Origin of the sequence: Streptococcus oricebi, assembly GCF_017883985.1 — a bacterium.
Taxonomy (GTDB): domain Bacteria; phylum Bacillota; class Bacilli; order Lactobacillales; family Streptococcaceae; genus Streptococcus; species Streptococcus oricebi.
Window position 1 is genome coordinate 143,494 of the sequence record NZ_PRDG01000004.1, and the last position, 25,094, is coordinate 168,587.

Below are 25,094 nucleotides of genomic sequence, written 5' to 3' on the forward strand. Positions count from 1 at the left end.
CTATTTCAACTCAGTTAGACTATTGGCTTCCTGCTCCAAAGCACGAAGAAAACGGTCGGTATCCCCAAATTGTAGTGGATAGTCTTTGATAAAGGCTTCTGCTTCGCCGTCACTCTTTTCTTTCAGTTTGTAGCTCTCTGTTTTTTCATCGTATTCCACATTATCAGGCAAGGTACTATAAACTTCATCTTTTACTTTATCTATGCCACCCATATTATCCAGAAATTCTTTAGCACGATTGATTTTTTCAGCTCCCAAATCTTGATAATATTGACGACTAGCTTCCAAATAACTTTGACCTTTTGCCATTCGGTGAATGAGATTCACAGAATCTAAATCAGCTTTATAGTCATCATCTTTCATACTAGGATTAGCCCCAGCAGCCATAGTGACATCACCTTTCCAGCCCGATAATTTATTTGTATTTTCATGTCCCCCTAAGAGATTAGCTAAGCGGAATTGGTTATCATAGAGATGAGTTGCCATAGTGATAGACTGATGAGTAAAATCATTCTTTCCATTGAAAGCTGCTAGTTTTTCTGTCCAGAGCTCTTCAAAGTTCTTATCAGTTAATTTATGTCCAACAGCACCTTCCATTTTTTGCTTATAGTCATTGTAATCGTTCATCTTTTCACGTTTCAAAACTGTTATATTGACTTCTTTAATATCCGCCCCAGACAATTCATGCTGCAAGCGCAGATTATAAAGAAATTCAGGGATTTTCTTTTCATCTAAGCCCAGTTTCTTTAAGATTTCCACTAATTTTAAGGGAACTTTTTCGCCATTTAAGGGAGAAGGATAATTAAAGTATCCTCCTAGATAACCTGCGGTTTCGTTCCATTTGAGACCATCATAGTTAGCCGCTCCAATAATTCTCAGAAGAAGGTAGTCTTTTTCAGATTGTGGTCTATCTGGAAATTCCTTATCAATCCCCCGCTTAACCTGCACAATTTGTCCAGCTGTTTCCAGGTCAAACCCATACTGTTCTTGGAGGTTATAGATAAATTCTTTTTCTTGAACAGTATAGTTAGTATCTTTTAGGCTATGCAGGGTGCTTAAATGACGAGCCCAAGCTAAATCTTCTGAAATGATGAAGCTTTGACTGGAAGCGTCCCAACTATTCTCTGTCTGACTCAACCCCTTCTCAAGGTCAGCTTTTAAGGCGTCCGCTTCAGAAAAGATTTGAGGAGAATAAGCATCAAAGTCAAATAATTTTTGGAGTTGTTCTTCTAATTCTTTCTTAATCCCTTGATGAATCTCCACTTGCTTGGCCATGTAGGCGAGATTGGACTTCTTAGCCTCCATAGGAACACTAGATGCCCTTAGACAATCATACTGGAGTTCCAGGGCAGAGATTGAGGTAGCTTGGTTCTGAATCAAACGCTCGACTTCCTCTGTATCTAGCAGGAAAGCCCCACACTTGGCCGTGCACTCACTGGGAAGATTCTTCATGGAGGTCTCGGCCGTCTCAACATAGAGTTCTGCTCCTTGGGAGATTGGCAGTAAGACTGCGGAATAATAGGCCCGCGCCGAATCGTAAGCTTGTCCCTTGAGGTTTTCACTATCGGCTACAAAGGTCTGGATAGCCTGTTGAATGGCCTGATAGGCTACTAGCTGGCCTTGACAGTTGCTAGCTGTCGTGTGGGCTTGAACGGTTGATAGAACTAAATTTAACTTTACCATGACTTCTTCTCCTCTTGACCTAGCTTGCGCTTTTGCCGAGCGATAGCCTCTAGGTCATCCAGCAAGCGGTTCTCCTTTTTACGATAAGCTTGAATAAGTGACTCGTAGTTATCCTCAATCTTTAGAGAATAGCTCTCCAGCTCTCTAATCGTCAACTCTATCCGCTGGGCTTGGTCTGACCCTTGATAGGCTAGCAGGAGCTCTTGATTCGTCTCTTTGGCTTGGGGAATATAGGCCTGCCAGTCCAGAGCCAACTCTTGAGTTCGGTAACGTTCTCTCTCCGTCCTTGCTAGCTGGTCATCTAGTTCTAGCTCCTGAGCCCGCAAGGCTTCCCATTTATCTTGCTCCTTCATAGCTCTTTATTCTCCCTTGATACTAGAAGCCGCTGCTTGGTCGCTCGCTTCAAATTCGCTAGCTGCACTCTGAAGATTGGTCGAGGCTGTGCTAAGAGCTCCCCCAATCTTGCCTGCTAGACTGGATAGAAATTCCACATGTTGCTGGGCATTGCTATTGCCTTGCATAGTAGTTAAGCTATCTTTTTGAATGGCGGCTAGGCCTGATAAGCTTCGGCCGGCTGTCTGCAAGCGAGTCGCATGACCACGCACGATCGAACCGTTACTTTTAATTTCTACCATAAATGTCTCCTTTTATTTATTACTTAGATTATATCATAAATTCAATCTTCTTCTCTAATGATAGGCAAAGAAAAGTATAGTCTCTTAACTTTGCTTTACCAGCCAAACATGCTATAATGTTAAGCGGAATGTAAAAGAACGAGGTACAGCCTCGAAGATAAAGGAGATATTTCTTATGATGAATATGCAAAATATGATGAAGCAGGCGCAGAAATTGCAAAAGCAAATGGAGCAAGGTCAAGCGGAATTGGCAGCGACCGAATTTGTTGGCAAGTCTGCTCAAGATTTGGTTGTCGCGACCTTGACCGGTGATAAAAAAGTGGTCAAGATTGACTTTGCGGCGGCGGTTGTTGACCCTGATGATATCGAAACCTTGTCAGATATGACCACCCAAGCCCTTAATAGTGCCTTGGACCAGATTGAAGAAGCCAGCAAGAAGAAACTGGGAGCTTTTGCAGGCAAGTTGCCTTTCTAAGAGCGAATGAAACGCATTAGACGATTTTGCCTGGCTGTCCTCATCATCCTATTGGGACTACTGTCTCGGAGAATTTCCTTCCTACCAGCTGGGATTGGCGACGCCCTCTGGGCAGCAACAGTCTTTGAAGCCTGGGGCTTTCTTCTTCCCAAGCTTGAAGGATGGCGCTTGGCCCTACTAGCCTTAGTCTCTAGCTGGTTGGTTGAATTTTCTCAACTTCTGACCTGGGACTGGCTGGTCCAGCTACGCACCACTACAATTGGCCACCTCCTCTTGGGCCAGGGCTTCTTGGTGAGCGACCTTCTAGCCTATATCATAGGAGTCGGCCTTATTTGGGCCCTAGAAAAGGAACTAGACAGGCAGGCTCAAAAAAGAGAACTTACTCATAATTCAACTAAAAAGTAAAGAAAGTTGTCCTTTCTAATCACCAGCCTTGCTGGTGATTTTTTTCTTTGTAAATCCTGTCTGAAAAGCACAATAAAGAGGCCGAGACAAGGGTCTCGGACCTCTAAATAGTTATTGAAAATAGATGCTAGCCACCCTAGTTTTTACCCTCTGTCTGACCTTGCTTAAGTTACACTAGACTAGTTAAGCCTAATAGGTCTTGCAAAAGCTAGGGGCTTGAAAGCTTTCCTTGATTAGGGAAATTTTCTAGCCTATTTCACCTTTTCTCTGACTAAAAAATAGCCACATGGTACCAGAGTTGTTTTTCAAGAATACTGGAATAATCTCGGTCTTCCTGGTCCTCCTGGATAGCTTCCTTGACTTCAGAAAGCTCATCGGTGATTATTCCGTTTACCCCCAAAAGCAAACTTTGTCTAATGGCTGACTGGCTATTGACAGTCCAGGCATAGGCCTGTTTGTTTTGGAGCCAGAGCTTGAACATAAAGTTTTGATCCAGGCTACTATACTCCATGGTGTAGCCTGTGGCAGAAGTCTGGGGAAATATGGTATTGTAAGGTAGGATAAAGTAGACCGGAATTTTCGAGCTATACTTACGCACACTCTGCACTACTTTATAGTCCAGCGAGTGCATCTGGTGGCCCCTAGAGATAATATAGGGACCATAGGCTTTTAGGAAACGCTCCATCATATCAGGCGAGTCTTTGGAGCTGGTCTTAATCTCAATCAGGAGCTTTTGGCCCAACTGGTCCGCCCGCTGGAGGTAGGCATTGAGGCTGGCCAAGGGGGCCTCATGTCCATTTTCATGTAAGGTCAAGCGGGTCAAGTCCGCCAGGGTCAAGTCTTGGGGACGGGCATCTAGGCCGGCTAAACTCTTAAGATTGGCATCGTGCATCATCACAAACTGCTTATCAGCTGTCTCTTGCACATCCATCTCTACCAAGTCCGGCTTGAGCCTAGCTGTCTTTTCCAGGGCTGGGATGGTATTTTGCACCCCATTTTCCCCACTGACCCCCCGATGAGAAATCAAGAGGGGCGGTTTTTCTGCTGGTTGTGAGATATAGAGGAGTCCTTCTAGTCCAAAGAATAAAAAGCTCAAGAATAAGATAACCACTCGGACCCAACGGTGACGGTGTTTCTGTTGAAAATCAGGTAGACTACTATCGGTCAGAAAGGCGATAAAGAGGAGCATGAAGTAAATCATGGCCTGATAGTCCAGGATTTTCAGCAGAACGAAGTTTATCAGAGCTATAAAAAAGGACCAGGCTTGGGGAAAATCATCCGCTATATTTTGGATTAGCAATATCAGAAAGCCCCAGAAGTAAAAGAAAATCGTGGACTTAAGCAGGATCCAGCCCAACTGCCAGCTGGTCTGCCAGAATTTCCAACTGGTCTTTTTCCAGCTATAAGCCAGGGCCTCCCCGACCCTTTTCTCCTCAAAGAAAAGCTGGGGCAAGGCATAAACCCAACGGACTGCCAGATAAAATAAAAGCAGGGCCAAACAAAGTAGGGCCAGGGCCAGCAGGGGCTGCTGCAAGAGATAGGTTTGGATAAACTCTGGCAGTAGAATTTTCTTGAAATAGTGAATCTTGAGTAGACCCTTTAAAAAGGGAAAGAGAAAGCCCACATAAAGGAGGCAAAAGAAGGCCTTAGATAGACGAAAGTTCTTAACCAAGACTCGCAACCTGGTAAATATCTGCCCCAGGAAACCACGAATAGAGTTGGTCTGGGGATTTAAAAGGAGGTAAATCCCGATAAAAATGGTCCCTATCTGCAAGTAGGCCAAAAATAGATTGGCCAGGAATAGACCGATAAAGGCCGCTGTTATCAGGGGCTTGCTTAGAAAGACCTGACCTAGATTACTATAGGAAAGGTAGCGGGCCCCAGTTTGCTGCAAGAGCCAGTCCGCCCCAAAGGAAGTCAGAGGTATCCAAATAACCTCCATAACCATAAAAATCAAAAAGAGCAAGAGCAGAATCTTGTCTAAATTATGATAAATTTTTCTTAAACCCAGTCTTTGTTTTTTCATTTCTCCTCCTTGGATGCGTAGCGGGGATTGGCCTGGCGGATGAGGTGGCTGTAAGTCTGGGCCAGCCCCTCAAAGGCCTGCTCAACCTGGTCTGGAATATCCACATGGGCTAGATAGTTTTTGCCAAGGGGACCATAGCCCTCCTGGTCATCTCGCAGACGAGGAATTTCTCCCAGCAATAGGCTCAGATAGCGCTCCAAGTCCCACATGCCCAGCTCCTCTTTTTCATAGACCAAATTTCCATCTTTGACCCTTACCCGAGTCTGATAGCTAGCAAAATTGATGACTTGGCTCTCTTGAGGCGCAAGCTTGCGCCAAACGGCCTCCATTCGCAGTTGCATGGTGGCATCCTGACAGAAAATCAGGCTCTTAAAGTCAAGTCCTTCTCGCTCTAGTAAGTCCAAAAGATAGCTGATATTATTACCACAATTTGTAGAGGCTGTCTCTAGAAAGTCCACAGTCAAGCCACGCCTTTCCTGCAAGTAGCTAGCAAAGAGCTGGGCCTCTGAAAGGTCTTGACCGACCAAGTCCAGCCCCACCGCTACTAGTTCTTGCTCCAGGCTAGCAGTCGTATGACCTCGCCCTCCGACAATCAGATAATGCTGGGCTAAACCTTGTCTGATAGCCTGGGCCAGCAAATCACCACCAGCCAAAATGCTGCCCCCAAAAAGAACAAAGACATCTACCTGCTCTAGACCATAACGGGCCTGGAGGCTGGCCCTACTCAAGTCAGTCAAATCTCTCTTTCCGCAAAAATCAGCCAGCTGGTTGATTTGCTCAGCAATTTTTTCCTTCATCTCATTTCCTCTTCTAAAGCAAATAAATCTCAGCTAGACAACTGAGATTTTTTCTATCTACCAAATAAGCGAGCAAAAAAGCCCTTGCGCTCCTGCTCCTGTACCCTTTCCTTGGCCTCTTTCAATTCAATTTTAAGGGTATCCCGATCCTTCATGGACTGAAGGGTCAGCTGTTGCTGCTGGTCCAGTTGCTTATCCTTTTCAGCGATTTGAACATCCTTGACCCGCAACTGCTCATCTTTCTTGGCCAACTGCTGGTCCTTGGACTTCAACTGCTCATATAGGCGGACAATCTCAGCATTTTTCTCGTCGACCAAAATCTCCATCAGCTCCCGTTGCTTGACATCCTCACTGACTGGTTCATCATCAAAAATAGTCTTTTTGTAAATCTCCTCAAGCTTAATCAGGCCACTGCGGGTAACGACCGTTACCCCTTTTTCATTCTTTTCCGTATCTTCAGGGGCCAAGGCCTTGACCCGATTATTGATTGCCTGACGGCTAACTCCTAAGATTTCAGCTAGCTCGCTGACTGTCTTTTCAATTGCCATATATTCCTCTAATTTTTTCTTGATTTAGCTACCTAAATCTTAACATATCAAGCCTTAACTGTCAAATCTGCCCTTTATCTTATAAGGAAAAGCAGAGACTTTCTTTCTGCTACTTTTGTGTTAAAATAAGACTATGAACAATTTTGATACCATCATTATCGGAGCAGGACCCGCTGGCATGATGGCTGCTATTTCCAGTAGCTTTTATGGCCAGAAAACCCTGTTGCTAGAAAAAAATCGCCGTCTGGGCAAAAAGTTAGCTGGAACCGGTGGCGGTCGCTGTAATGTCACCAATAACGGAACTTTAGACGATTTGTTGGCTGGGATTCCAGGAAATGGCCGCTTTCTTTACAGCGTCTTTTCCCAGTTTGACAACCACGATATTATTCATTTTTTTGAGGAAAATGGGGTAGCCTTAAAGGTTGAGGACCATGGTCGGGTCTTTCCAGTCAGCGACAAGTCAAAGACGATTATCAATGCCCTAGAAAAGAAAATGCTGGATTTAGGAGTCACTATCCAAACCCAAACTGAGATTGTCTCGGTTAAAAAGGAGGGAGAGGCTTTTCTCCTACGCTCACAGACAGAAACTTGGACAGCAAAACGACTGATTGTCACAACCGGTGGTAAGTCCTATCCCTCCACCGGATCGACCGGCTTTGGCCACGAAATCGCCCGCCATTTTAAGCATACGATTACAGAGCTTGAAGCAGCTGAAAGTCCGCTTCTGACCGACTTCCCCCACAAGGCCTTGCAGGGTATTTCGCTAGATGATGTCACCCTCAGCTATGGCAAGCACGTCATCACCCACGATTTGCTCTTTACCCATTTTGGCCTCTCTGGTCCTGCCGCTTTGCGTCTCTCTAGCTTTGTCAAGGGTGGGGAAACCATTTATTTAGATGTTCTGCCCCAGCTGACCGAGCAGGATGTGCTAGACTTTCTAAAAAAGGAGCGGGAAAAATCCCTTAAAAATGCTCTCAAAGCTCTCTTACCCGAGCGCTTAGCGGATTTTTATGCCCAGCCATTTCCCGAAAAAGTCAAGCAACTGACAGCGAAAGACGAAGAGCAGCTGCTCCAGCGCCTCAAGAGCCTCGCCATTCCCGTGACGGGCAAGATGTCGCTGTCTAAGTCCTTTGTCACCAAGGGCGGGGTCAGTCTCAAGGAAATCAATCCCAAAACACTGGAAAGTAAGCTAGTGTCCGGGCTCTACTTTGCTGGCGAGGTCATGGACATCAATGCGCACACCGGCGGCTTTAATATCACCTGTGCCCTTGCCACCGGCTGGGTTGCAGGGAGTTTGAATAACTAAAAAGATGAGCCAAAACTCATCTTTTTTGTAAGGACTGTCCTATTTAAAAATAGGAATCTGGCTTAAACTTTCTCTCAAACGAATCGCGTCCCAAGGCAAATGCTCAGCAAGCGTCAAGCCTACTATCTTAGCTTTTGAATGGACATCGTTCAACATTCGGACGATTTGCTCCAAAGTCAGCTCTCCGACTGCTGCGGGAAAATCTTCCAAGCGGGTATGTGGTTCTGCGGGATAAATAGAACGAAAATCCATTGGAGATAATACATCCAAATCAAAATGAATCGCTAAAAATTCAAGCTGGTTAGCTTCCAGCCAATTTAAAATCACTTGCGAGTCCTTTTGCAAATCTTCAGGATTGGCAAAAGGAATGTGATGACGCCATACTCCGTCATCTATTGGGCGTAATTCTTTTTCAATTAGTCCCCCATACATCACTTTTTCTGGAGCTATTGCTTGCTTGACCTGCTCAGCAAAGGCTGGATTTCCTTCGCCTATTAAATTACCCAGAACCATTTCATTCAAGTGAGAAGACTGATCAGCCCTTGCTATATCCGGATGTGCATCCAACCAGAGAATCCCTAATTTTTCCCCATATTTTTCAAGAAGGTAGGAAAAGGGGGCTTGTGAGACGGAGCAATCTCCACCAAAAGCGATAATTTTATCGGGTTGTTTTCTCTCCAAAATCTGCCTTGTCGCCACTAGTTGATTCATCAAATCTTGATAACGGTCAACTCCCTTTTCTGTTTGCAAGCCCTTGTCAAAATCTTTCCTAACATCAACTGTCACAGTCTCAGCTTTATCCGAAGGCGGAGCAATCAGCGCCAGTAATTCTGCTCCTAAAACATAGTGAGGGTTCATTCCTCCCTGCCATTGCGGCAATAGTAAACGTAAGGTTGTCATTTTTTCCTCCTGGCACGTTGAAAATCCTCCTGCATCAGGCAGGAGGTCTTTTTATTTATAGGACGCCATAGCGATAAAGCCGAGTTTTTCCTTATTTTTCTTAAAGGTTTTGAACATATTAAAAAACATCGGGCGATTTTCCTTTTTGAGGGCATTTTTGACAATCTTTAGGGTACCTGCCAAGCCCTCATCATAAATCATGCCCTTGGGACTCATCAGGGTCATATCCCCTGCGAAAGTCTCCACCTTGTGGAATTGATGACCACGCGCCAGCTGAATCCAACCACCCTCGGTCAAGGGACCGACATTGACATGGATGGCCTTGGATAATTCCTGCCGCACAGCCTCGTCCTGCCTTTTGAGCATAACATCATGGGTCAAAAGGACGCCACCTGGTTTTAAAACGCGGTAGTATTCATCCAGGCACTTGTTTTTCCCTTTTTCGGTCTGCATGGTCAGCATGGCTTCATTGATGACAATATCAAAACTATTATCCTCATAGGGGAGCTTCATGGCATTAGCCTTTTCAAAGCTTACCAACTCTGTCACAGCTGCCTTTTCAGCATTGGCTCTAGCCTGGTCCAGGGCCTTGGCATCCAAGTCAATAGCTGTGATTTGACAGCCATAGGTCTTGGCCAATTCAACCGTAGTAGTCCCCATATTGCAGGCCACTTCAAGGACCTTTTTATCAGCTGAAAATTTCCCTTGTTCAATCAGCCAGTCAGTGGCTCTCTTGCCCCCGGGACGCAGTCTCTTCTTGCCTAGCTTAGCTAAAAATGTATGTCCTGCTTCTGCCATAACTTCACCTCATTTTCTTTTAGTTAAAATAAGTATATCATATTTTAAAAGATTTCTGATAATTCTTAGAAAATAAATCGTAAAAGAGCGACGAGGCAGACCCCAAAAATAACGGTCAAGACCAGATTACGATAGCGAAAGGCAATCAAGGTTGTCGGCAAAACTGCTAGCAAATCCAACCACTTAAAGCTAGGGAGACCTCCGATTTTCCCTTGGGTAACACTGGATAAAATCAGGGCAAAGATAATAGAGACCGGCAGATACTGGAGAAATCTCTCCACGATTTTAGGCAGACCCCGATACTTGACCAAGATAAAGGGCAGGGTCCTGGGTAGCCAGGTCACTAGGGCCGAAAAGAGGACAACCAAAAGGATATAAGAACTAATCATCAAGCACCACCCCCACTGTACAGCCAATCAAGGTTGCGAGTAAGACAGCCAAAGATTGAGAAAGCAAGCTCGTCAAGGCCAGAAAGGCCAGACCAACCACAAGCAAGATTAAGAGTAACTTTTGCAGTTTGACCTTGTGGAGCATGACCAAAAACTGGGCTGCAAAAATTCCGATAAACATCCCCAAAAGGGCAAAGTCCAGACCCAAAGGCTCTGGATTGGGTAAGAAGCTCCCAAGAGCCGCCCCCAGAATGGTCGCCAAGGTCCAAGACAGATAGCTCATCAGATTATTCCCCTGCATCCAGCTGGCCGAAACCGTATCATCCTTGATTTGCTCGGTCAATAGTACCCCGTAGCTCTCATCAGTTAATAGGCTACCGATAGCCAGATTTTGCCAGAGGCTGGAGCTCCGAAAGAAGGTTGAGGTGTGTAGACTAAGCAAGAAAAAGCGGAGATTGATAAAGAAAACGGTCAAGGCAATATCCGCTATCGAGGCTTGGACAGCAATCAAGGATAGCATAACAAATTGGGCACTCCCAGCATAGACCAAAAAGCTCATCAGGCCCATTTCTACTGGATTGAGGTAGGGAGCCGCAATAATACCACAGGCCAGACCGATACTGATGTAGCCCAAGGCTGTTGGTATGGCTGCTCTCACTCCCTGACTAAAGGTTTTTTCTTTCATAGACTCCTACTCTTCTAAGGCCTCAAAGGCCAGGCTCGGCTTGGCATTCAGATCAAGACCTGCAACATTTCCATTGTTCCATTCACTGACACTAGCATAGGCAATCATACCCGCATTGTCGCCACAAAGCCGCAAGGGAGGAATGATAATCTCTAGATGTTGACCAAGCTCTGCGGCCAAACGTTCACGCAGGCCTTGGTTAGCCGCTACTCCTCCTGCCACAACCAGGCTCTCTACTGGATATTGGACTAGGGCCTTTTTAGTCTTGGCTAGAAGGATATCCAAGACAGCCGCCTGAAAGCTAGCCGCCAAATCAGCCTGGGACAGCTCTTCTCCACGCTGATCGGCATTGTGATAGAGATTGATAAAGGCCGACTTGAGACCAGAGAAGGAAAACTCTAAATTGTCCTCTTTTATCATAGCCCGCGGAAAGTCATAAACATCTTGTCCCTGGTGGGCCAGCTGGTCAATTTCTCGGCCAGCAGGATAGCTCAAGCCCATGACCCGGCCTATCTTATCATAGGCCTCTCCAACCGCGTCGTCCCGCGTTTCACCGACAATCTTATAGTCTCCAGCCTGGCTAACATAGACTAACTCGGTATGGCCACCACTGACCAAAAGGGCCAGCAGGGGAAATTTCAAGTCAGTGACACTTTGGGCTGCCATCAGGTGACCAGCCATGTGATTGACCGGAATCAAAGGAAGTTGATGGGCCCAGGCAAAACTCTTGGCCGCCGCTAATCCCACTAAGAGGGCCCCGACCAAGCCTGGTCCATAGGTAACCGCCACTGCAGTCACCTCTTTGTCGCTGATTCCTGCCTCAGCTAGGGCCTCTTCGATACAGGCCGTAATCACCTCGACATGGTGGCGACTAGCCACTTCTGGGACAACGCCCCCAAATCGCTTGTGACTATCGATTTGACTGGCGATTACATTTGATAATAGCTCTTTTTCATTTTTTAAGACAGCGACACTGGTTTCATCGCAAGATGTCTCAAAAGCTAAAATATATCTATCCTTCATTGCTCTCTCTTTTCATGATTAGGGCGTCCTCCACAGGCGCCCGATAGTAATTTTTCCGCCTAGCTAACTCTTTCAGTCCCCGGCCTTGATAAAAGCAACGGGCTTTTGGATTGGACTCTCTGACCTCTAAAAAGAGGGCTTTTCTGCTATCCAACTGATCCATCAAGGCCCCGGCCAAGCCCTGCCTCTGGTAGCTAGGGTCCACCGCCAGCTGGAGAATTTCAATTTCAAAGTCCGTCTCCAAAACGACCAAGAGGGCTAGCAGACGCTCATCCGACCAGGCTAAAAAATAAGTGGTCTGACCCAACGTCAAATCCTGCTCAATTTGACTGACTGTCCAAGGACTGACTCCGTAAACCCGCCTAAAGAGCTGGTCAATCTGCTCAATTAGGTCAGCTGGACTAGACTTTTTCTCATATTTTTCAATTAAAATCATAGCCGTTTGATATAGGAAGCCTCTGTTTCCTGATGATTCTTGAGCCAATTTTCCTCCGCCTCTACTCGCTTCAGATAGTTGGGGGTGAAGTCATGAATGGCTTGGCTCTCTTTCTGAGCCCCCAGACGGGCTAGACAAGTTGCATCTGCCAGACTAGGCTTGATTTTAGCGGTAGGCAAGGCTGCCCGAATCTGCTCAGTAAAAGCCTCAACTTCCCCAACAAAGCTGACATCTGGAAAGTCCTTGGCAAAGTCCAAAACTTCAGCCAAGGAGAGATGGGCTTCCTCTCTCACTGCCTCTCCCTCTTGGTAAAAGCCCGCATAAACATTATTGCGCCGAGCATCCATCAAGGGGATAACCAGACCTGTCAAATCATCAGCTACTAGAATCCGCAGACTGGAGACACCGACCAAGTCAATTTTGAGGCTATAGGCCAGGGTTTTAGCTGTCGCCACAGCCACCCGCAAGCCAGTATAACTACCCGGTCCCTCTGCCACAACAATCCGATCTAAATCTTCTGGTTTCAAATCCAAACTCTGCATTAAAAAGTCCAGACTGGGCATCAGGCTGACACTGTGGTTTTTCTTAATATTAAGGGTCACCTTCCCCAGGACCTGATCATCCTCCGTAATAGCCAGGCTCAAGGCCTTATTGGATGTATCAAAAGCTAAAATTTTCATACTTTTCCTCTCATTTTTCTTCTGGCCAAAAAGAACGCCGTCTCAATTTATCCTCATAAAAACTACCAGCCAAGTAGGCCTCTAGAACCCGACTAAATTCTGCCAGATTAGGTACTTGCTTTTCTAGTTCCTTGCCCCAAAAGGCCTCTTGCTCGGCCACTTGACGGGCTAATTTTTGCCCCGCTTCTGTCAGCGATAGGAGCGAACGCCGCTTATCCTGACTTGAGATTTCCCGATGGACCAGGTCTTTTTTTATCAGGGCCTGAACCAGGCGACTGGGACTCTTTTCCTCACAAATCAACAACTCTCCCAGTCCCTTGAGCGACAAGGGGCCATACTGGTCTAAAACCCTGATTACCTCTGCTTGGTTGGGAGTAAGGCCTAGAGGAGCCAAGAGCCGGCCATATTCTTTGCTAGCTCGACTTTCCGCACTTCTAAATAAATAAGCAAAACGACTACCTGTCTCTTTCATTGGAACCTCCTCTAAAAACACTTCTCTACTATTTTACACTAGATTAGCCAAATTGTTGACAAATAAGCTGCAAAAAGCTAAAATTTAAAATAAATGACATGTCATCTATTTTTAAGAAAGGAAGTCCAAATGCCAGCAGCAAGAAAGATTAAAAAAGCCTTTGTGACCGGGGCCACCGGTCTTTTAGGAAACAACCTGGTCCGAGCCCTCCTCAAAGAAAATATCGAGGTGACCGCCCTGGTCCGCTCCAAGGAAAAAGCCCAGCAACAATTCGGAGACCTACCTATTCGCTGGGTAGTCGGTGATTTATTAAAGCCTAAAAGCTACCAAAAAGAACTGCTTGGCTGCGATAGCCTCTTTCATACAGCAGCCTTCTTTCGCGACAATTATAAAGGAGGAAAACACTGGCAGGAGCTCTATGAAACCAATGTCTTAGGCAGTCGACGGCTCCTAGAGGCTGCCTATGATGCGGGCATTCGCCAAGTTGTCCACACTTCTTCTAGTGTTGTCCTTGAAGGACATCGCGGGCAGATCATTGACGAAACCATGTCTCGCTCAAAAGACACTCCCTATGACTACTATCGCAGCAAAATTTTGAGCGAAGAGACCCTGGTAGACTTTCTGGAACAGCATCCCGATTGCTTTGCCTGCTTTGTCCTTCCCAGTGTGATGTTCGGACCCGGAGATATAGGTCCCACCTCCAGTGGCCAGCTGGTTATCAATTTTGTCCAAGGCAAGCTCCCTGGCCTGATTCGAGCCAGTTATAGCGCCGTAGATGCCCGAGATGTGGCCGATATTCACATCCGGGCCCTCAGGTATGGGCGCAGGGGCCAACGTTACCTAGCCGCCGGACCTCAAGTCACCTTAGAGACCCTGTATGGACTACTCGAAAAGATTACAGGCCGACCCGCTCCCAAGCGTAAAATTCCCTCTTGGGCTCTTAAAATTTACGCCCGCGGTAGTGAACTCTATCATTGGATTAGCAAAAAACCAATCTTTATCACCAAGGAACTAGCTAATTTGATGAACTCAGAGTATCTCTCTAGTAATTTCACCACTGCCAAGGCCAAAAAAGAACTGGGCGCCCACTTTCGCCCCCTTGAAGAAACCCTGACTGATGTTTTCAACTATTATCGTAGCCATCATTTTCTGGATTCAGACTAGGCTTCTTTGGAAACTAGCCCTTTCATTTTTTCCACCCTTGCCTTCTCCCTAAATTTCCTTCCCCGACTTGCCTAGTTTCCTTCATCTATGGTATAATGACAATAATCAAAAATCAGGTTAATTTCATTACTCTAACAATTTCATAGAAGGAAGGGACTGACTCAAACAAGCTAGTCAGCCTTTAGTCATGAGGGTTTCTGCCTGCCTCCAGACAAGGCTGAGCCTCAGCTAACCAGGCTAGTAGACTGCTCTTGACCTATAAAAAGGGCCAAGCCGAGCATTTTAATTAAACCCAGTCAAGTCAAAACTAGAGACTGCTAGACTTCTATTCCTAATATAAGAGAGGTTGGCAACCAGCAAAGGGGCCTTCCTTGGAGTAATGAAAAAATAGTTTGGGACAAAAAACACTAGCCGTCCCCTATTCAACCTAGCAGGGAAAGGAAAACGAATGATTTACAAAGTTTTTTACCAGGAAACCAAGGATCGCAGTCCTCAAAGAGAAAAGACGCGCTCACTCTACCTCCAAGTGCCAGCCGAATCTGAGCTTGAAGGCCGTATCCAAGCACGCAAGCTGGTCGAAGAAAACACCAATTACAACATCGAATTTATCGAACTACTGTCTGATAAGCACTTAGAATATGAGAAAGAATCAGGCACCTTTGAATTAAGGGAGTTCTAAACCATGGCCTATCAGTTAAAACCAAAAGAAGTTGGTGTTTTTGCTATCGGTGGTCTGGGAGAAATCGGAAAAAATACTTACGGCATTGAATACCAAGATGAAATTATCATTGTAGACGCAGGGATTAAATTCCCCGAGGACGACCTCTTAGGGATTGACTATGTTATCCCCGACTACTCCTATATCGTTGAGAATATCGACCGCATCAAGGGTGTCCTCATTACCCACGGTCACGAGGACCACATCGGAGGGATTCCCTTCCTACTCAAGCAGGCCAATGTTCCCATCTATGCTGGTCCCCTGGCCCTGGCCCTCATTCGTGGCAAGCTAGAAGAACATGGGCTCTTACGTGATGCCAAACTCTATGAAATCAATCAAAATACCGAGCTCCAATTTAAAAATCTAAAAGCGACCTTCTTTCGGACGACCCACTCGATTCCAGAGCCTCTAGGAATTGTTATCCACACCCCTCAAGGTAAGGTTGTCTGCACCGGAGACTTCAAGTTTGACTTTACACCGGTTGGTGAACCAGCTGACCTCCACCGAATGGCAGCCTTGGGCGAAGAAGGCGTGCTAGCCCTCTTGTCAGATTCGACCAATGCCGAGGTGCCAACCTTTACTAATTCAGAAAAAGTTGTCGGCCAGTCAATCATGAAAATCATCGAGGGCATCCAGGGGCGGATTATCTTTGCCTCCTTCGCCTCCAACATTTTCCGGCTCCAGCAGGCCGCAGATGCTGCCGTTAAGACCGGACGCAAAATCGTTGTCTTTGGTCGCTCTATGGAAAAAGCCATTGTCAACGGGATTGAACTGGGCTACATCAAGGTGCCAAAAGGGACCTTTATCGAGCCAAATGAAATCAAGGACTATCCAGCTGGTGAGCTCCTAATTATGTGTACCGGAAGTCAGGGAGAACCCATGGCTGCCCTATCAAGGATTGCCAATGGAACCCACCGCCAAGTCCAGCTCCAACCCGGTGATACCGTTATTTTCTCTTCCAGCCCTATCCCTGGAAATACAACCAGTGTCAACAAGCTGATTAACATCATCTCCGAGGCTGGGGTCAACGTCATCCATGGTAAGATTAACAATATCCACACCTCGGGTCACGGAGGCCAACAAGAGCAAAAACTCATGTTGCGCTTGATTAAGCCTAAGTACTTCATGCCGGTCCATGGTGAATACCGAATGCAGAAAGTCCATGCCGGACTAGCCGTAGACACTGGAGTACCCAAGGATAATATCTTTATCATGAGCAATGGTGACGTCCTGGCCCTAACTGAAAATTCCGCTCGAATTGCCGGTAGCTTCAATGCCCAGGACATCTATGTTGACGGAAACCGTATCGGTGAGATTGGGGCTGCTGTCCTAAGAGACCGCAAGGACCTTTCCGAAGACGGTGTTGTTTTAGCCGTTGCCACCGTTGACTTCAAGTCTAAGATGATTCTAGCAGGACCAGATATCCTCAGTCGTGGCTTTATCTACATGCGGGAGTCGGGTGACTTGATTCGCCAGAGCCAGCGAATCCTCTTCAATGCCATTCGGATTGCCTTGAAGAACAAGGACGCTAGCATCCAATCGGTTAACGGCGCCATTGTAAATGCCCTCCGTCCCTTCCTCTACGAAACAACTGAGCGGGAACCAATCATCATTCCAATGATTTTAACACCCGATGGCGAGGAATAAGAAAGAGGCACAAGTCAGGTCTTCCAGCGACCTCCCTTCAAACTGGAAATAATGGGCAAAAGCCCTGCTGCCATCAGCTTAGCTGGTGGCTTTTCAATTTCTTCTTTTAGATAAAATAGACTAAAGCCCAGCAAAAAGAGACCGAGACAAAGTCTCCGGCCTCTAAAATTGTAAGAATAAAATAAGATGTCTAGTCTTTCAGTTTCCTTAGGAAGCCTGAGTACTTTGCAGTTTCACACCAGAAAGTTTGAGAGTTAATAAGCCGGTAACAATAGACCGGAAAGTTATCTTTGGAATTTTTTACCCTACTTTTATGGTAAAATAGCCAAGGCCCGAACAGGAGAGCCACTAGCCTCCTTCCAATGAGGAAAGGCAATGGAAATCAAGGCTCCTTTAGCTGGTAGTTGATGCAGATTGTTCATGACTTCCAGCTGGTAAATGTCCTGCTCTAAAAGATAGTATTCCTCTATTAAACCGTGCTCAGCAGCAGGGAGACCTGCATCTGTATCCAGAGTCTCATGCCCCACCGCCTTGACTTGACGCTCCTTGATGAGAAACTCCAGGGCATCCCTTCCCCAGCCAGGAGTCCTTTGCCGACCTTGCTCATCAAGATTGCGCACCGCTGCCAAATCAGGCCAACGTCGGGACCAGTCACTCCGAAAGGCCACAAAAGAGCCTGGAAGAATCGGCCCATGCTGGGTTTCAAAGTCTAAAATGTCCTCCTTACTCAGGATATAGTCTGGATTTTCAGCTACTGCTTCAGATTTGTCGATAACATAAAGGGGCAAAAGTAAATCCTTCAAGGGAATCTCGTCCAGCCAGCGCGCGCCCTCGACAAAGTGGATGGGAGCATCAATATGGGTTCCGTATTGGCCAACCACAGAGAACTTTTGGACAAAAAAGCCGTCCTTATGAGTAAAGAGTGCCTCCTTTTCCAGGGCAGGCAAGGCTGGAAATTTTGGAGAAGCCTCATCAATTTGATGGGATAAATCAACCCACTTCTTCTCCTTTAACTGCTGACAAAGTTCTAACAAATCTGACATGGTAGCCTCCTTATCGACTATGAAAACATAAACCAATTGACAAAGAAGGGCTAGAGCGCCCCTTGGACCTCAATCTTCTGACTCAAGTTTTCAAAAACCTTTAAATTATTTCTTCCCATTATAAAAGACAAGGGCAGGTCCGTCAATAAGTCTAGCCATACTAATTTTTAATGACTAGACTTAGACAATAACTATAGGCTAGCAGACTGCTAAAGCACAGGCAAAAACCAACCATTTATTCCTGGTTGGTTTTTCGCTTATAATCAAAGATAGCTTTTAAACTTCTTCTAATTCTCTTAAGACTTGGAAATCCTAGTAAAGGTCCAAGTAGTTATCAATTTCCCACTGGGATACGAAGGTCGCATAGCTAGCCCACTCAATGCGCTTAGCCTCTACAAAGCTAGTGTAGATGTGTTCACCCAGGGCTGCCTTGACGACCTCATCTTCAGACAAGGCCTTAATAGCATTGTGGAGCGTAGAAGGAAGGTCTGTAATTCCTGCTTCCTTTCTTTCTTCAGCGGTCATCACATAGATATTTTCTTCGATTGGAGCTGGTGCCTCAATCTTGTTTTCAACACCATGCAAACCAACTTCCAGAAGGACAGCCATGGCGATATAAGGGTTGGCCATTGGGTCCACTGAACGCAATTCTAGACGAGTTCCCATTCCTCGAGAAGCAGGCACGCGCACCAAAGGCGAACGGTTACGACCAGCCCAGGCGATATAAACAGGTGCTTCATAGCCCGGTACCAAGCGCTTATAAGAGTTTACAGTTGGATTCATAATGGCTGTATAGTTGTAAGCATGCTTAATCAAGCCACCCAGGAAGTGGTAGGCTGTTTCTGACAGCTGCATGCCACGAGGATCTTCTGGATCAAAGAAGGCATTGTTACCATCTTGGTCAAAGAGGGACATATTACAGTGCATACCAGAACCAGCAATTCCAAACTTAGGTTTAGCCATAAAGGTTGCATAAAGACCATGCTTACGAGCAATTGTCTTAACTACTAGTTTAAAGAGCTGAATCTTGTCACAGGCCCGCAAAACATCATCGTATTTGAAGTCAATTTCATGCTGACCAACAGCCACCTCATGGTGACTGGCCTCTACTTCAAAGCCCATAGTTGTCAGGACATTTACAATCTCCCGCCGAGTATTGTCAGCCAAGTCAGTCGGTGCCAAGTCAAAGTAGCCACCCTTGTCATTGACCTCGAGGGTAGGGTCCCCATTTTCATCAAGTTTAAAGAGGAAGAACTCTGGCTCAGGTCCCAAGTTAAAGGATTTAAAGCCCATGCTTTCCATGTGGCCCAAGGCCTTTTTCAAGTTTCCACGAGGGTCTCCTTCAAAGGGCTTGCCTTCTGTCGTATAAACATCACAGATGAGACCAGCAACGCTACCATTCTCATCTCCCCAAGGAAAGACAGTCCAAGTATTCAAGTCTGGATAAAGGTACATATCCGATTCATTGATCCGGACAAAACCTTCAATAGATGAACCATCAAACATAGCCTTGTTGGCTAATACTTTATCAAGCTGTTCGTCCGTTGCCGGAATTTCAACATTCTTCATAGTCCCCAAGATGTCTGAGAACATCAAACGGATAAAGGTTACATTTTTTTCCTTCACTTCGCGACGGATGTCAGCTGCTGTAATTGACATTAAATTTCTCCTTGAAAAAAACAAAATAATTAAGGCCGATGTTGACCAAAGCTAGGAATGGAAGAGGCAAAGCGACTCTGTTGCAGGATGTCCTTGTGCAGGGCACGACGGATGTCCTTTTCACTGATGGTCTGTTGGGACTTAGCCTTACGCTCGGCGTAAATCTTCTTGATAGCGGCAATATTATGACCCTCAGCAAGGTAGTCCTTAATCTCTAGGAGCCGGTCCATATCGTTTAAGGAATACATTCGACGATTCCCTTCATTGCGCAAGGGAGTAATCAATTCCTGATCCTCATAATAACGAATCTGACGAGCACTTAAGTCCGTCAACTTCATCACACTACCAATTGGAAAAACAGCCAAATTACGGCGTAATTCTTTTTCCCTCATTACATCTTCCTTTCTGCCCTCTATTATATGCTTTAATCTCGACCCTGTCAAGCTTTTATGTTATATTTTCTGACATCATTCTTTCTTCTGTTTAATTCTTAGGTGTCCGCGGAGCCGATCTACATCGTAATTGACCAAGATAGCAATAAAAACACCGATAAAGGTTTCAAAGACCCGTTCAAAAACATAAAAAATCGTATCACCAGCTGGAATGGATAAACTAATGATTAAAAGAGCTGAGACCCCACCAATCACCCCAGCCTTATTGTTCATAGCCACATTGGTCATAATGGTCAGCATGCAGCAAATAGGAACAAAGACCAGGGTTACCCAGTATTGGTCCTGAAAAAAATTATTGATTAGGAAAAAGGCCAGGGCAAAAAAACCACCGATACTATTTCCTAGGATACGCGAAGTTCCAAAGTGGACGCTTTGGTCAAAATCCTCCCTCAGACTAAAAACAGCCGTTAGGGCGCCAATCTGCAATCCCCGCCAACCAAAAAAGCCAAACACCAGGAGCACAATAAAAACAGCTAGTCCTGTTTTAAAGGTCCTCATGCCCAGCTTGAACTTTGATTTATCAAATTTATATTTTTTAAAATAAGTCATCGTCATTTCTTCCTAGCCCTATTGTAACATATTTCCCTGCAAATGTATGAGTCTAATGAGAAGATTTCCTAAGAAGTAAAAAAGGCGGGGACAAGAGCCCCAGCCTGCAAATGATTTTTCTTGGCTCTTAGACCTCATATCTTTTTAGTAGTTTGGATAGATATAGGTTACTCGACCATAGAAGGTAGTTGGATCAAACCAACCACGATAGTTATTGATTTGCTTATGGCGGTTATAGTTGGCCTCTAAGACTTGAATAGAACGTCCGCTAGCTACATCTGTTACATAGGCCACGTGACCATAGTCACCACCGTCCCAAACAGCGATAGCACCGACCATCGGGGTTGTTCCAGTCGCAAAGCCAGAAGCCGCTGCATTGGCTGTCCAGTCCTTGGCATTGCCCCACCAGTTACTTGCCCAAGGAGCTAATTCCTTGACGCCCCAAGTACATTGTCCGATAGGATAAGAATTTCCTGTTGCTGTTGGTGTATTTAGGACTACATCTTCGGTATCTGAAACCAAATCACTAGCCGCCGGACTAGTAGCTTGAGCTGGCGCCTCTACTTGACCTTGACTAGCTCCGTCAACTTGGAGAGTATCTCCTGGAAGAATTGTATCATAAATGGTCTTTCCATTTTTAGCTGCCAAGTCGTAAGGGCTCATCCCATGTAGGCTAGCAATTGAGTAAAATGAGTCTCCAGCTTGGACCACATAGCTATCTGCACTAGCTGACTGTTGACTTAAAAGAGCTACCGCTAGGGCAGAAGAAAGGCCGATTGTTACTTTTTCTAGATGTTTGCGCATAGATTGCTTAGTCGTCATAAAACTCTCCTTTTAATTCCTGTTCTTTTATCATACACTTTATTCATTTCAGTTACTTTTAACTTTTATTTTAAAAATATTACAAGTAAAGTAGCCTGAAAAAATAGATGCTTCAGGCCTTTGATAGACGAAGATAGAAAATCTATTCTTTACCTATTCATTCTCAATAACTAAGACCTAAAAAGGGAGTGGGCCTGGAGCTGAAAGTACTCCAAAGGGAACCTTCTCTATATTTCTTATTTTTCTGTCAAGGCAGCCAAGCCTGGTAAAACTTTACCGCGTCGAAATGCCCTTCACTCATCGAAAGCTCACCTCCTTCGCTTCCTTAACGTTTCGGGTTTTCTCCTTTTCCCACTTTCTTCATGGAATGGCTCGAGGCCCGAAGGCAAAGCATAAGAAAAGAAGGTCCAAAGGGAGCCTTCTCTATTTCTTATTTTTCTGTCAGGGCTGCAAGGCCTGGTAGTACTTTACCTTCGAGAAGTTCCATTGATGCTCCACCACCTGTAGAAATCCATGAGAACTTGTCTGCACGACCTAGGTTGATAGCTGCGGCTGCTGAGTCACCACCACCGATGATTGATTTCACCTCTGGTTGTTTCACAATAGCATCCATCACACCGATTGTTCCTGCTTGGAAGTCAGGGTTTTCAAAGACACCCATTGGACCATTCCAAACGACTGTTTTAGCACCTGTCAATTCTTGATCAAATTTTGCGATAGATTTAGGACCGATATCCAAGCCAAGGAAGCCAGGATCAATCGCTTCTCCTTCAGTATCTTTGACCTCAGTGTAGTCAGCAAAAGCATTTGCTTCTTTAGAGTCCACTGGCAAGATCAATTTGCCATTTGATTTTTCCAAGAGACCTTTGGCAATATCAAGTTTGTCCTCTTCAACCAAGGAGTTTCCGATTTCGATACCTTGCGCTTTAAGGAAGGTATAGGTCATTCCACCACCGATAAGCACCTTATCAGCTTTTTCAAGAAGGTTTTCGATAACACCAATCTTGTCTGAAACTTTTGAACCACCAAGGATAGCCACAAATGGACGAACTGGATTGTCAACCGCTTCTTGAATGTAGGCAATTTCATTTTCAAGCAAGAAACCAGCAACAGCTTTTTCAACGTTAGCTGAAATTCCTACGTTTGAAGCGTGGGCCCGGTGAGCTGTACCAAAGGCATCATTGACAAAGATACCGTCTCCAAGGCTAGCCCAGTATTTACCAAGTTCTGGATCATTTTTAGATTCTTTGTTACCGTCAACATCTTCAAAACGAGTGTTTTCAACCAAAAGAACTTGACCATCTTCAAGAGCATTGATAGCTGCTTCTAATTCTGCACCCCGAGTTACTCCTGCTAGGAAGGCTACATCTTGACCTAGTTTTTCTGCTAGGTTAGCCGCAACTGGAGCCAATGATTTTCCTGCCTTATCAGCTTCTTCTTTGACACGACCAAGGTGAGAGAAGAGCACTGCCCGTCCACCTTGTTCAAGGATATATTTAATTGTTGGAAGAGCCGCTGAAATCCGGTTATCATTTGTAATAACGCCGTCTTTCAAAGGAACATTAAAGTCAACACGAACGAGAACTTTCTTCCCTTTCAAGTCAACGTCTTTAACAGTCAGTTTTGCCATGATACAAAAACTCCTTTTTTCTATTTTATACGCAACTATTATACCACACTTTCTCAAAGTTTTCTTGATATAAGGAAAATTTTCACAAAAATCCGGAACTTTACTTATCCTTCCTGATATAAAAATTCTTCTCATACTGCCCATATTTGGAAATAATCCTATTTTTTGTCTAATTCCTTGTCTAAAAATGAACAAAAAATATTAAACTGTAATAAAATGTAAAATAGAAATCGACATCTTTGTGTTAGAATAAATGAGTAAGTTTTTTAGAAGGAGTTATCTATGCGTAAAAAGAACAAACAGCGTCTAGGCGCTTTTGTGGCCGTAGCGGTATCGACCAATCTCTTGGCTCAACCCCTAAACGGTCAAGCAGAGGAAGTCGAAGCCGACACCTCTACCAACCAAGTCGAAAACTTGGAAAGTCAGCTTAGTGCAAGTGCTGAAGTTTCAGCCACACCAAGCGAAACCAGCAGTTCCTCAGCCAGTCAAGAACTCAAGGCTGAAGCCCAGGCTGGCCAAGAAGGTTCAGAAGGACAGACTCAAGAGCCAGCTGAAACAACTAAGCCAGAAGCCCCTCGTCCAGAAGTGACTGCCGAAACTAGCCCAGCAGAAGACAAGGCAACTACTGCTGTTCTAGCAGGTGCTGAAAGCAATCAGAGCCCTAGCCAAAATGTGATTATGGCCGCTTACAAGTACGCCAATCCCAATGATCAATACTGGCAAAGAATCACCAGCCAAACTGGTAATAAGGTGTCTCATGTCATCATCAATCCTAGTAACGGATCCGGTAGTCAGGCAGATGCTAATTTTGCTAAGCAAATCGCTGCCAACGCCGCTGCCGGCATCAAGAACCTGGGTTATGTCAATACAGTAAGTGAAGACTATTCTAACAAACGTCGCTCCCATGATGACATTTTAGCTGAGGTTGGCCGCTATGCCAGCTTTTATGGCCTGAATAATATCAATGGTATCTTCTTTGACGAGGTCAAGGCAGGAGAGACCGAGGCAGATGTAGACTTCATGAGAACCCTCTTCTATCGAATGAGAGAACTCTATCCAAGTATGACCGTTATGGCCAATCCCGGTCGGACCGTTACCAATGCTATCGCTCCTTATGCCGATATTTGGCTAACCAGAGAGACGACAGCCAATGACTACCTCAACGGCTACTATGAACAAATCTCTGATATGGAGAAGGACCCTGCCTCTAGCAAGCGGGTCATGCACCTAGTTCACTCTGCGAGCCCTAGCCAATATGACGAAATTATCGCCCTTTCTAGAAAGCGTAATGCCGGCTACCTCATGGTAACCGACCAGTCCTTCCTAGCCCTACCGACAGATTTTGAAAGCCTGGTTTCACGGATTACTAGTGGTTCTTCTAGTAGTTCTGATAGTGCTAGTCAAAACAAGGCAACCGAGACAAATCCGTCACAGCCTGAGCCCAAAGCAGAAGTCAATCCTGAAACTCCGGCTCAACCAAGGATTGAAGACCAACCAGAAATCAGCCCTGAAACTCCAGCTCAACCGAGTACCGATCCTGAGTCAGAAGTCATTGAAATAACAGAGACTCCGGCTGAAAAAGAAATAGAGACTAGCACCAAGCCAGTCCCTATCGTTCAAAAAACGACTGAGCAAGCTAAGCAGAGCAAGGAGATGCCAAAACAAGAAGCAAGCCGTAATCAGGCTAGCTATCCTGTCTCTTACCTAACTAGCAGCCAAGGAGCTAGCAACCCAGCAGCCCCTAGCCCTGCTCTATCCGGCTTTTCTCAGGCTTCTGTAAGGTTAAATCTAGCCAATCAAGAAGCTAGCCCTGCTGCTAAGAAAGAAAGCAATCCTAGCGATAGCCAAACAAGCAATAAGAGCCAGCATGAAAATCATCGGGCCAAGGAAGATGCCAGTCAAAAGGCTAAAGAAGATAAGAAGGACAAGCAAGAGAAAGCTAAGGTGGATATTCAAAATTCTAGCTCTAGCGACCAGACCCAAGAAGCTGCTGCTGCCTATACTAGTCAGTCTCAAGCTGGTGGTGAGGACCATTCTGCCCTCTATCTAGCAGTCAGTGGTGCCGTAGCCCTCGCAGGTCTAGGCCTCCTCGGACGCACAGCCCTGAAAAATAAAAAATAAAACAATTTCAAAAAAGCAAAAAAATTGGAGA

At 45.5% G+C, this 25,094-nt stretch carries 27 protein-coding genes; 7 read left to right on the forward strand and 20 right to left on the reverse strand.

Annotation, left to right across the window (positions count from 1 at the left end; genetic code table 11):
- Genes C4K46_RS07370 through C4K46_RS07380 form a run of 3 tightly spaced genes read right to left on the reverse strand, consistent with a single transcriptional unit; the run spans position 1 to position 2,318 of the window.
- Positions 1-1,683, reverse strand: coding sequence for an LXG domain-containing protein (locus C4K46_RS07370; RefSeq protein ID WP_209628252.1), 1,683 nt, complete (start codon positions 1,681-1,683; stop codon positions 1-3).
- Entirely contained in the window at positions 1,677-2,036 is a 360-nt protein-coding gene (locus tag C4K46_RS07375; RefSeq protein WP_209628253.1) for a hypothetical protein, read from the reverse strand. The genes C4K46_RS07370 and C4K46_RS07375 overlap by 7 nt, the downstream gene beginning before the upstream one ends.
- Before the next feature lie 6 nt (positions 2,037-2,042).
- Entirely contained in the window at positions 2,043-2,318 is a 276-nt protein-coding gene (locus tag C4K46_RS07380; RefSeq protein WP_209628254.1) for a TIGR04197 family type VII secretion effector, read from the reverse strand.
- 175 nt (positions 2,319-2,493) lie between these two features.
- Between C4K46_RS07380 and C4K46_RS07385 the strand changes: the two genes are divergently transcribed.
- Both C4K46_RS07385 and C4K46_RS07390 read left to right on the forward strand, forming a co-directional pair.
- On the forward strand, positions 2,494-2,793 hold the full coding sequence (locus tag C4K46_RS07385; RefSeq protein WP_209628255.1) for a YbaB/EbfC family nucleoid-associated protein: 300 nt from the start codon (positions 2,494-2,496) through the stop codon (positions 2,791-2,793).
- Between the two features lie 6 nt (positions 2,794-2,799).
- On the forward strand, positions 2,800-3,198 hold the full coding sequence (locus C4K46_RS07390; protein ID WP_209628256.1) for a ribosomal maturation YjgA family protein: 399 nt from the start codon (positions 2,800-2,802) through the stop codon (positions 3,196-3,198).
- 271 nt (positions 3,199-3,469) lie between these two features.
- Here C4K46_RS07390 and C4K46_RS07395 read toward each other — a convergent pair whose 3' ends face one another.
- The 3 genes from C4K46_RS07395 to C4K46_RS07405 are packed head-to-tail and all read right to left on the reverse strand — an operon-like array spanning position 3,470 to position 6,569.
- A complete protein-coding gene (locus C4K46_RS07395; protein ID WP_209628257.1) occupies positions 3,470-5,224 on the reverse strand; it encodes a glycerophosphodiester phosphodiesterase in 1,755 nt (584 codons plus the stop codon).
- A complete protein-coding gene (locus C4K46_RS07400) occupies positions 5,221-6,021 on the reverse strand; it encodes a YdcF family protein (protein WP_209628258.1) in 801 nt (266 codons plus the stop codon). Before C4K46_RS07400 ends, C4K46_RS07395 begins: the two co-directional genes overlap by 4 nt.
- A 53-nt stretch (positions 6,022-6,074) precedes the next feature.
- Positions 6,075-6,569 carry a DUF536 domain-containing protein gene (locus C4K46_RS07405; protein ID WP_209628259.1) on the reverse strand — a complete coding sequence of 165 codons (495 nt, stop codon included), beginning with the start codon at positions 6,567-6,569 and terminating at the stop codon, positions 6,075-6,077.
- A 133-nt stretch (positions 6,570-6,702) separates the two neighbouring features.
- On the opposite strand from C4K46_RS07405, the gene aao reads away from it, so the two are divergent.
- Positions 6,703-7,875, forward strand: a complete 1,173-nt coding sequence (aao, locus tag C4K46_RS07410; protein ID WP_209628260.1) for an aminoacetone oxidase — start codon at positions 6,703-6,705, stop codon at positions 7,873-7,875.
- A 39-nt stretch (positions 7,876-7,914) separates the two neighbouring features.
- On the opposite strand, the gene C4K46_RS07415 is transcribed toward aao, so the two are convergent.
- The 8 genes from C4K46_RS07415 to C4K46_RS07450 form a co-directional block, all read right to left on the reverse strand.
- Positions 7,915-8,775: an arginase family protein gene (locus C4K46_RS07415; RefSeq protein ID WP_209628261.1), complete on the reverse strand. Its 861-nt coding sequence runs from the start codon at positions 8,773-8,775 to the stop codon at positions 7,915-7,917.
- 51 nt (positions 8,776-8,826) lie between these two features.
- Complete coding sequence (locus tag C4K46_RS07420) at positions 8,827-9,573, reverse strand: class I SAM-dependent methyltransferase (protein ID WP_209628262.1); 747 nt, start codon at positions 9,571-9,573, stop codon at positions 8,827-8,829.
- A gap of 65 nt (positions 9,574-9,638) precedes the next feature.
- Positions 9,639-9,962 carry an AzlD domain-containing protein gene (locus C4K46_RS07425; RefSeq protein ID WP_209628263.1) on the reverse strand — a complete coding sequence of 108 codons (324 nt, stop codon included), beginning with the start codon at positions 9,960-9,962 and terminating at the stop codon, positions 9,639-9,641.
- Positions 9,955-10,647 carry an AzlC family ABC transporter permease gene (locus C4K46_RS07430; RefSeq protein ID WP_209628264.1) on the reverse strand — a complete coding sequence of 231 codons (693 nt, stop codon included), beginning with the start codon at positions 10,645-10,647 and terminating at the stop codon, positions 9,955-9,957. Before C4K46_RS07430 ends, C4K46_RS07425 begins: the two co-directional genes overlap by 8 nt.
- Positions 10,648-10,653: 6 nt before the next feature.
- Positions 10,654-11,670 (reverse strand): tRNA (adenosine(37)-N6)-threonylcarbamoyltransferase complex transferase subunit TsaD, encoded by a 1,017-nt coding sequence (gene tsaD, locus C4K46_RS07435; RefSeq protein ID WP_209628265.1) that lies wholly within the window; start codon positions 11,668-11,670, stop codon positions 10,654-10,656.
- Complete coding sequence (gene rimI, locus C4K46_RS07440; protein WP_209628266.1) at positions 11,660-12,106, reverse strand: ribosomal protein S18-alanine N-acetyltransferase; 447 nt, start codon at positions 12,104-12,106, stop codon at positions 11,660-11,662. Before rimI ends, tsaD begins: the two co-directional genes overlap by 11 nt.
- A complete protein-coding gene (tsaB, locus tag C4K46_RS07445; protein WP_209628267.1) occupies positions 12,103-12,786 on the reverse strand; it encodes a tRNA (adenosine(37)-N6)-threonylcarbamoyltransferase complex dimerization subunit type 1 TsaB in 684 nt (227 codons plus the stop codon). The genes rimI and tsaB overlap by 4 nt, the downstream gene beginning before the upstream one ends.
- A 10-nt stretch (positions 12,787-12,796) precedes the next feature.
- Positions 12,797-13,258, reverse strand: a complete 462-nt coding sequence (locus tag C4K46_RS07450) for a MarR family winged helix-turn-helix transcriptional regulator (protein WP_209628268.1) — start codon at positions 13,256-13,258, stop codon at positions 12,797-12,799.
- A 129-nt stretch (positions 13,259-13,387) separates the two neighbouring features.
- Here C4K46_RS07450 and C4K46_RS07455 point away from each other — a divergent pair, with 129 nt between their 5' ends.
- From C4K46_RS07455 to rnjA, 3 genes are all read left to right on the forward strand, one after another.
- Positions 13,388-14,422 carry an SDR family oxidoreductase gene (locus C4K46_RS07455; RefSeq protein WP_209628269.1) on the forward strand — a complete coding sequence of 345 codons (1,035 nt, stop codon included), beginning with the start codon at positions 13,388-13,390 and terminating at the stop codon, positions 14,420-14,422.
- Positions 14,423-14,870: 448 nt separating this feature from the next.
- Positions 14,871-15,101 (forward strand): DNA-dependent RNA polymerase subunit epsilon, encoded by a 231-nt coding sequence (locus C4K46_RS07460; RefSeq protein ID WP_209628270.1) that lies wholly within the window; start codon positions 14,871-14,873, stop codon positions 15,099-15,101.
- 3 nt (positions 15,102-15,104) lie between these two features.
- The gene (gene rnjA, locus C4K46_RS07465) at positions 15,105-16,787 is read left to right on the forward strand and encodes a ribonuclease J1 (protein ID WP_209628271.1); all 1,683 of its coding nucleotides are present in this window, start codon (positions 15,105-15,107) and stop codon (positions 16,785-16,787) included.
- 311 nt (positions 16,788-17,098) lie between these two features.
- On the opposite strand, the gene C4K46_RS07470 is transcribed toward rnjA, so the two are convergent.
- The 6 genes from C4K46_RS07470 to C4K46_RS07495 all read right to left on the reverse strand — a co-directional run bounded on the left by C4K46_RS07470 (position 17,099) and on the right by C4K46_RS07495 (position 22,942).
- Entirely contained in the window at positions 17,099-17,830 is a 732-nt protein-coding gene (locus C4K46_RS07470) for a cyclase family protein (RefSeq protein ID WP_209628272.1), read from the reverse strand.
- 312 nt (positions 17,831-18,142) lie between these two features.
- Positions 18,143-19,489 (reverse strand): type I glutamate--ammonia ligase, encoded by a 1,347-nt coding sequence (gene glnA, locus C4K46_RS07475; RefSeq protein ID WP_209628273.1) that lies wholly within the window; start codon positions 19,487-19,489, stop codon positions 18,143-18,145.
- 29 nt (positions 19,490-19,518) lie between these two features.
- Positions 19,519-19,881: a MerR family transcriptional regulator gene (locus C4K46_RS07480; RefSeq protein ID WP_209628274.1), complete on the reverse strand. Its 363-nt coding sequence runs from the start codon at positions 19,879-19,881 to the stop codon at positions 19,519-19,521.
- 75 nt (positions 19,882-19,956) lie between these two features.
- A complete protein-coding gene (locus tag C4K46_RS07485; protein ID WP_209628275.1) occupies positions 19,957-20,490 on the reverse strand; it encodes an FUSC family protein in 534 nt (177 codons plus the stop codon).
- Positions 20,491-20,634: 144 nt separating this feature from the next.
- Positions 20,635-21,294: a COG3942 and LysM peptidoglycan-binding domain-containing protein gene (locus C4K46_RS07490; protein ID WP_209628399.1), complete on the reverse strand. Its 660-nt coding sequence runs from the start codon at positions 21,292-21,294 to the stop codon at positions 20,635-20,637.
- Between the two features lie 448 nt (positions 21,295-21,742).
- Positions 21,743-22,942 (reverse strand): phosphoglycerate kinase, encoded by a 1,200-nt coding sequence (locus C4K46_RS07495; protein ID WP_209628276.1) that lies wholly within the window; start codon positions 22,940-22,942, stop codon positions 21,743-21,745.
- Between the two features lie 282 nt (positions 22,943-23,224).
- Between C4K46_RS07495 and C4K46_RS07500 the strand changes: the two genes are divergently transcribed.
- Entirely contained in the window at positions 23,225-25,063 is a 1,839-nt protein-coding gene (locus tag C4K46_RS07500; RefSeq protein WP_209628277.1) for a spherulation-specific family 4 protein, read from the forward strand.
- Positions 25,064-25,094: the final 31 nt, after the last annotated feature.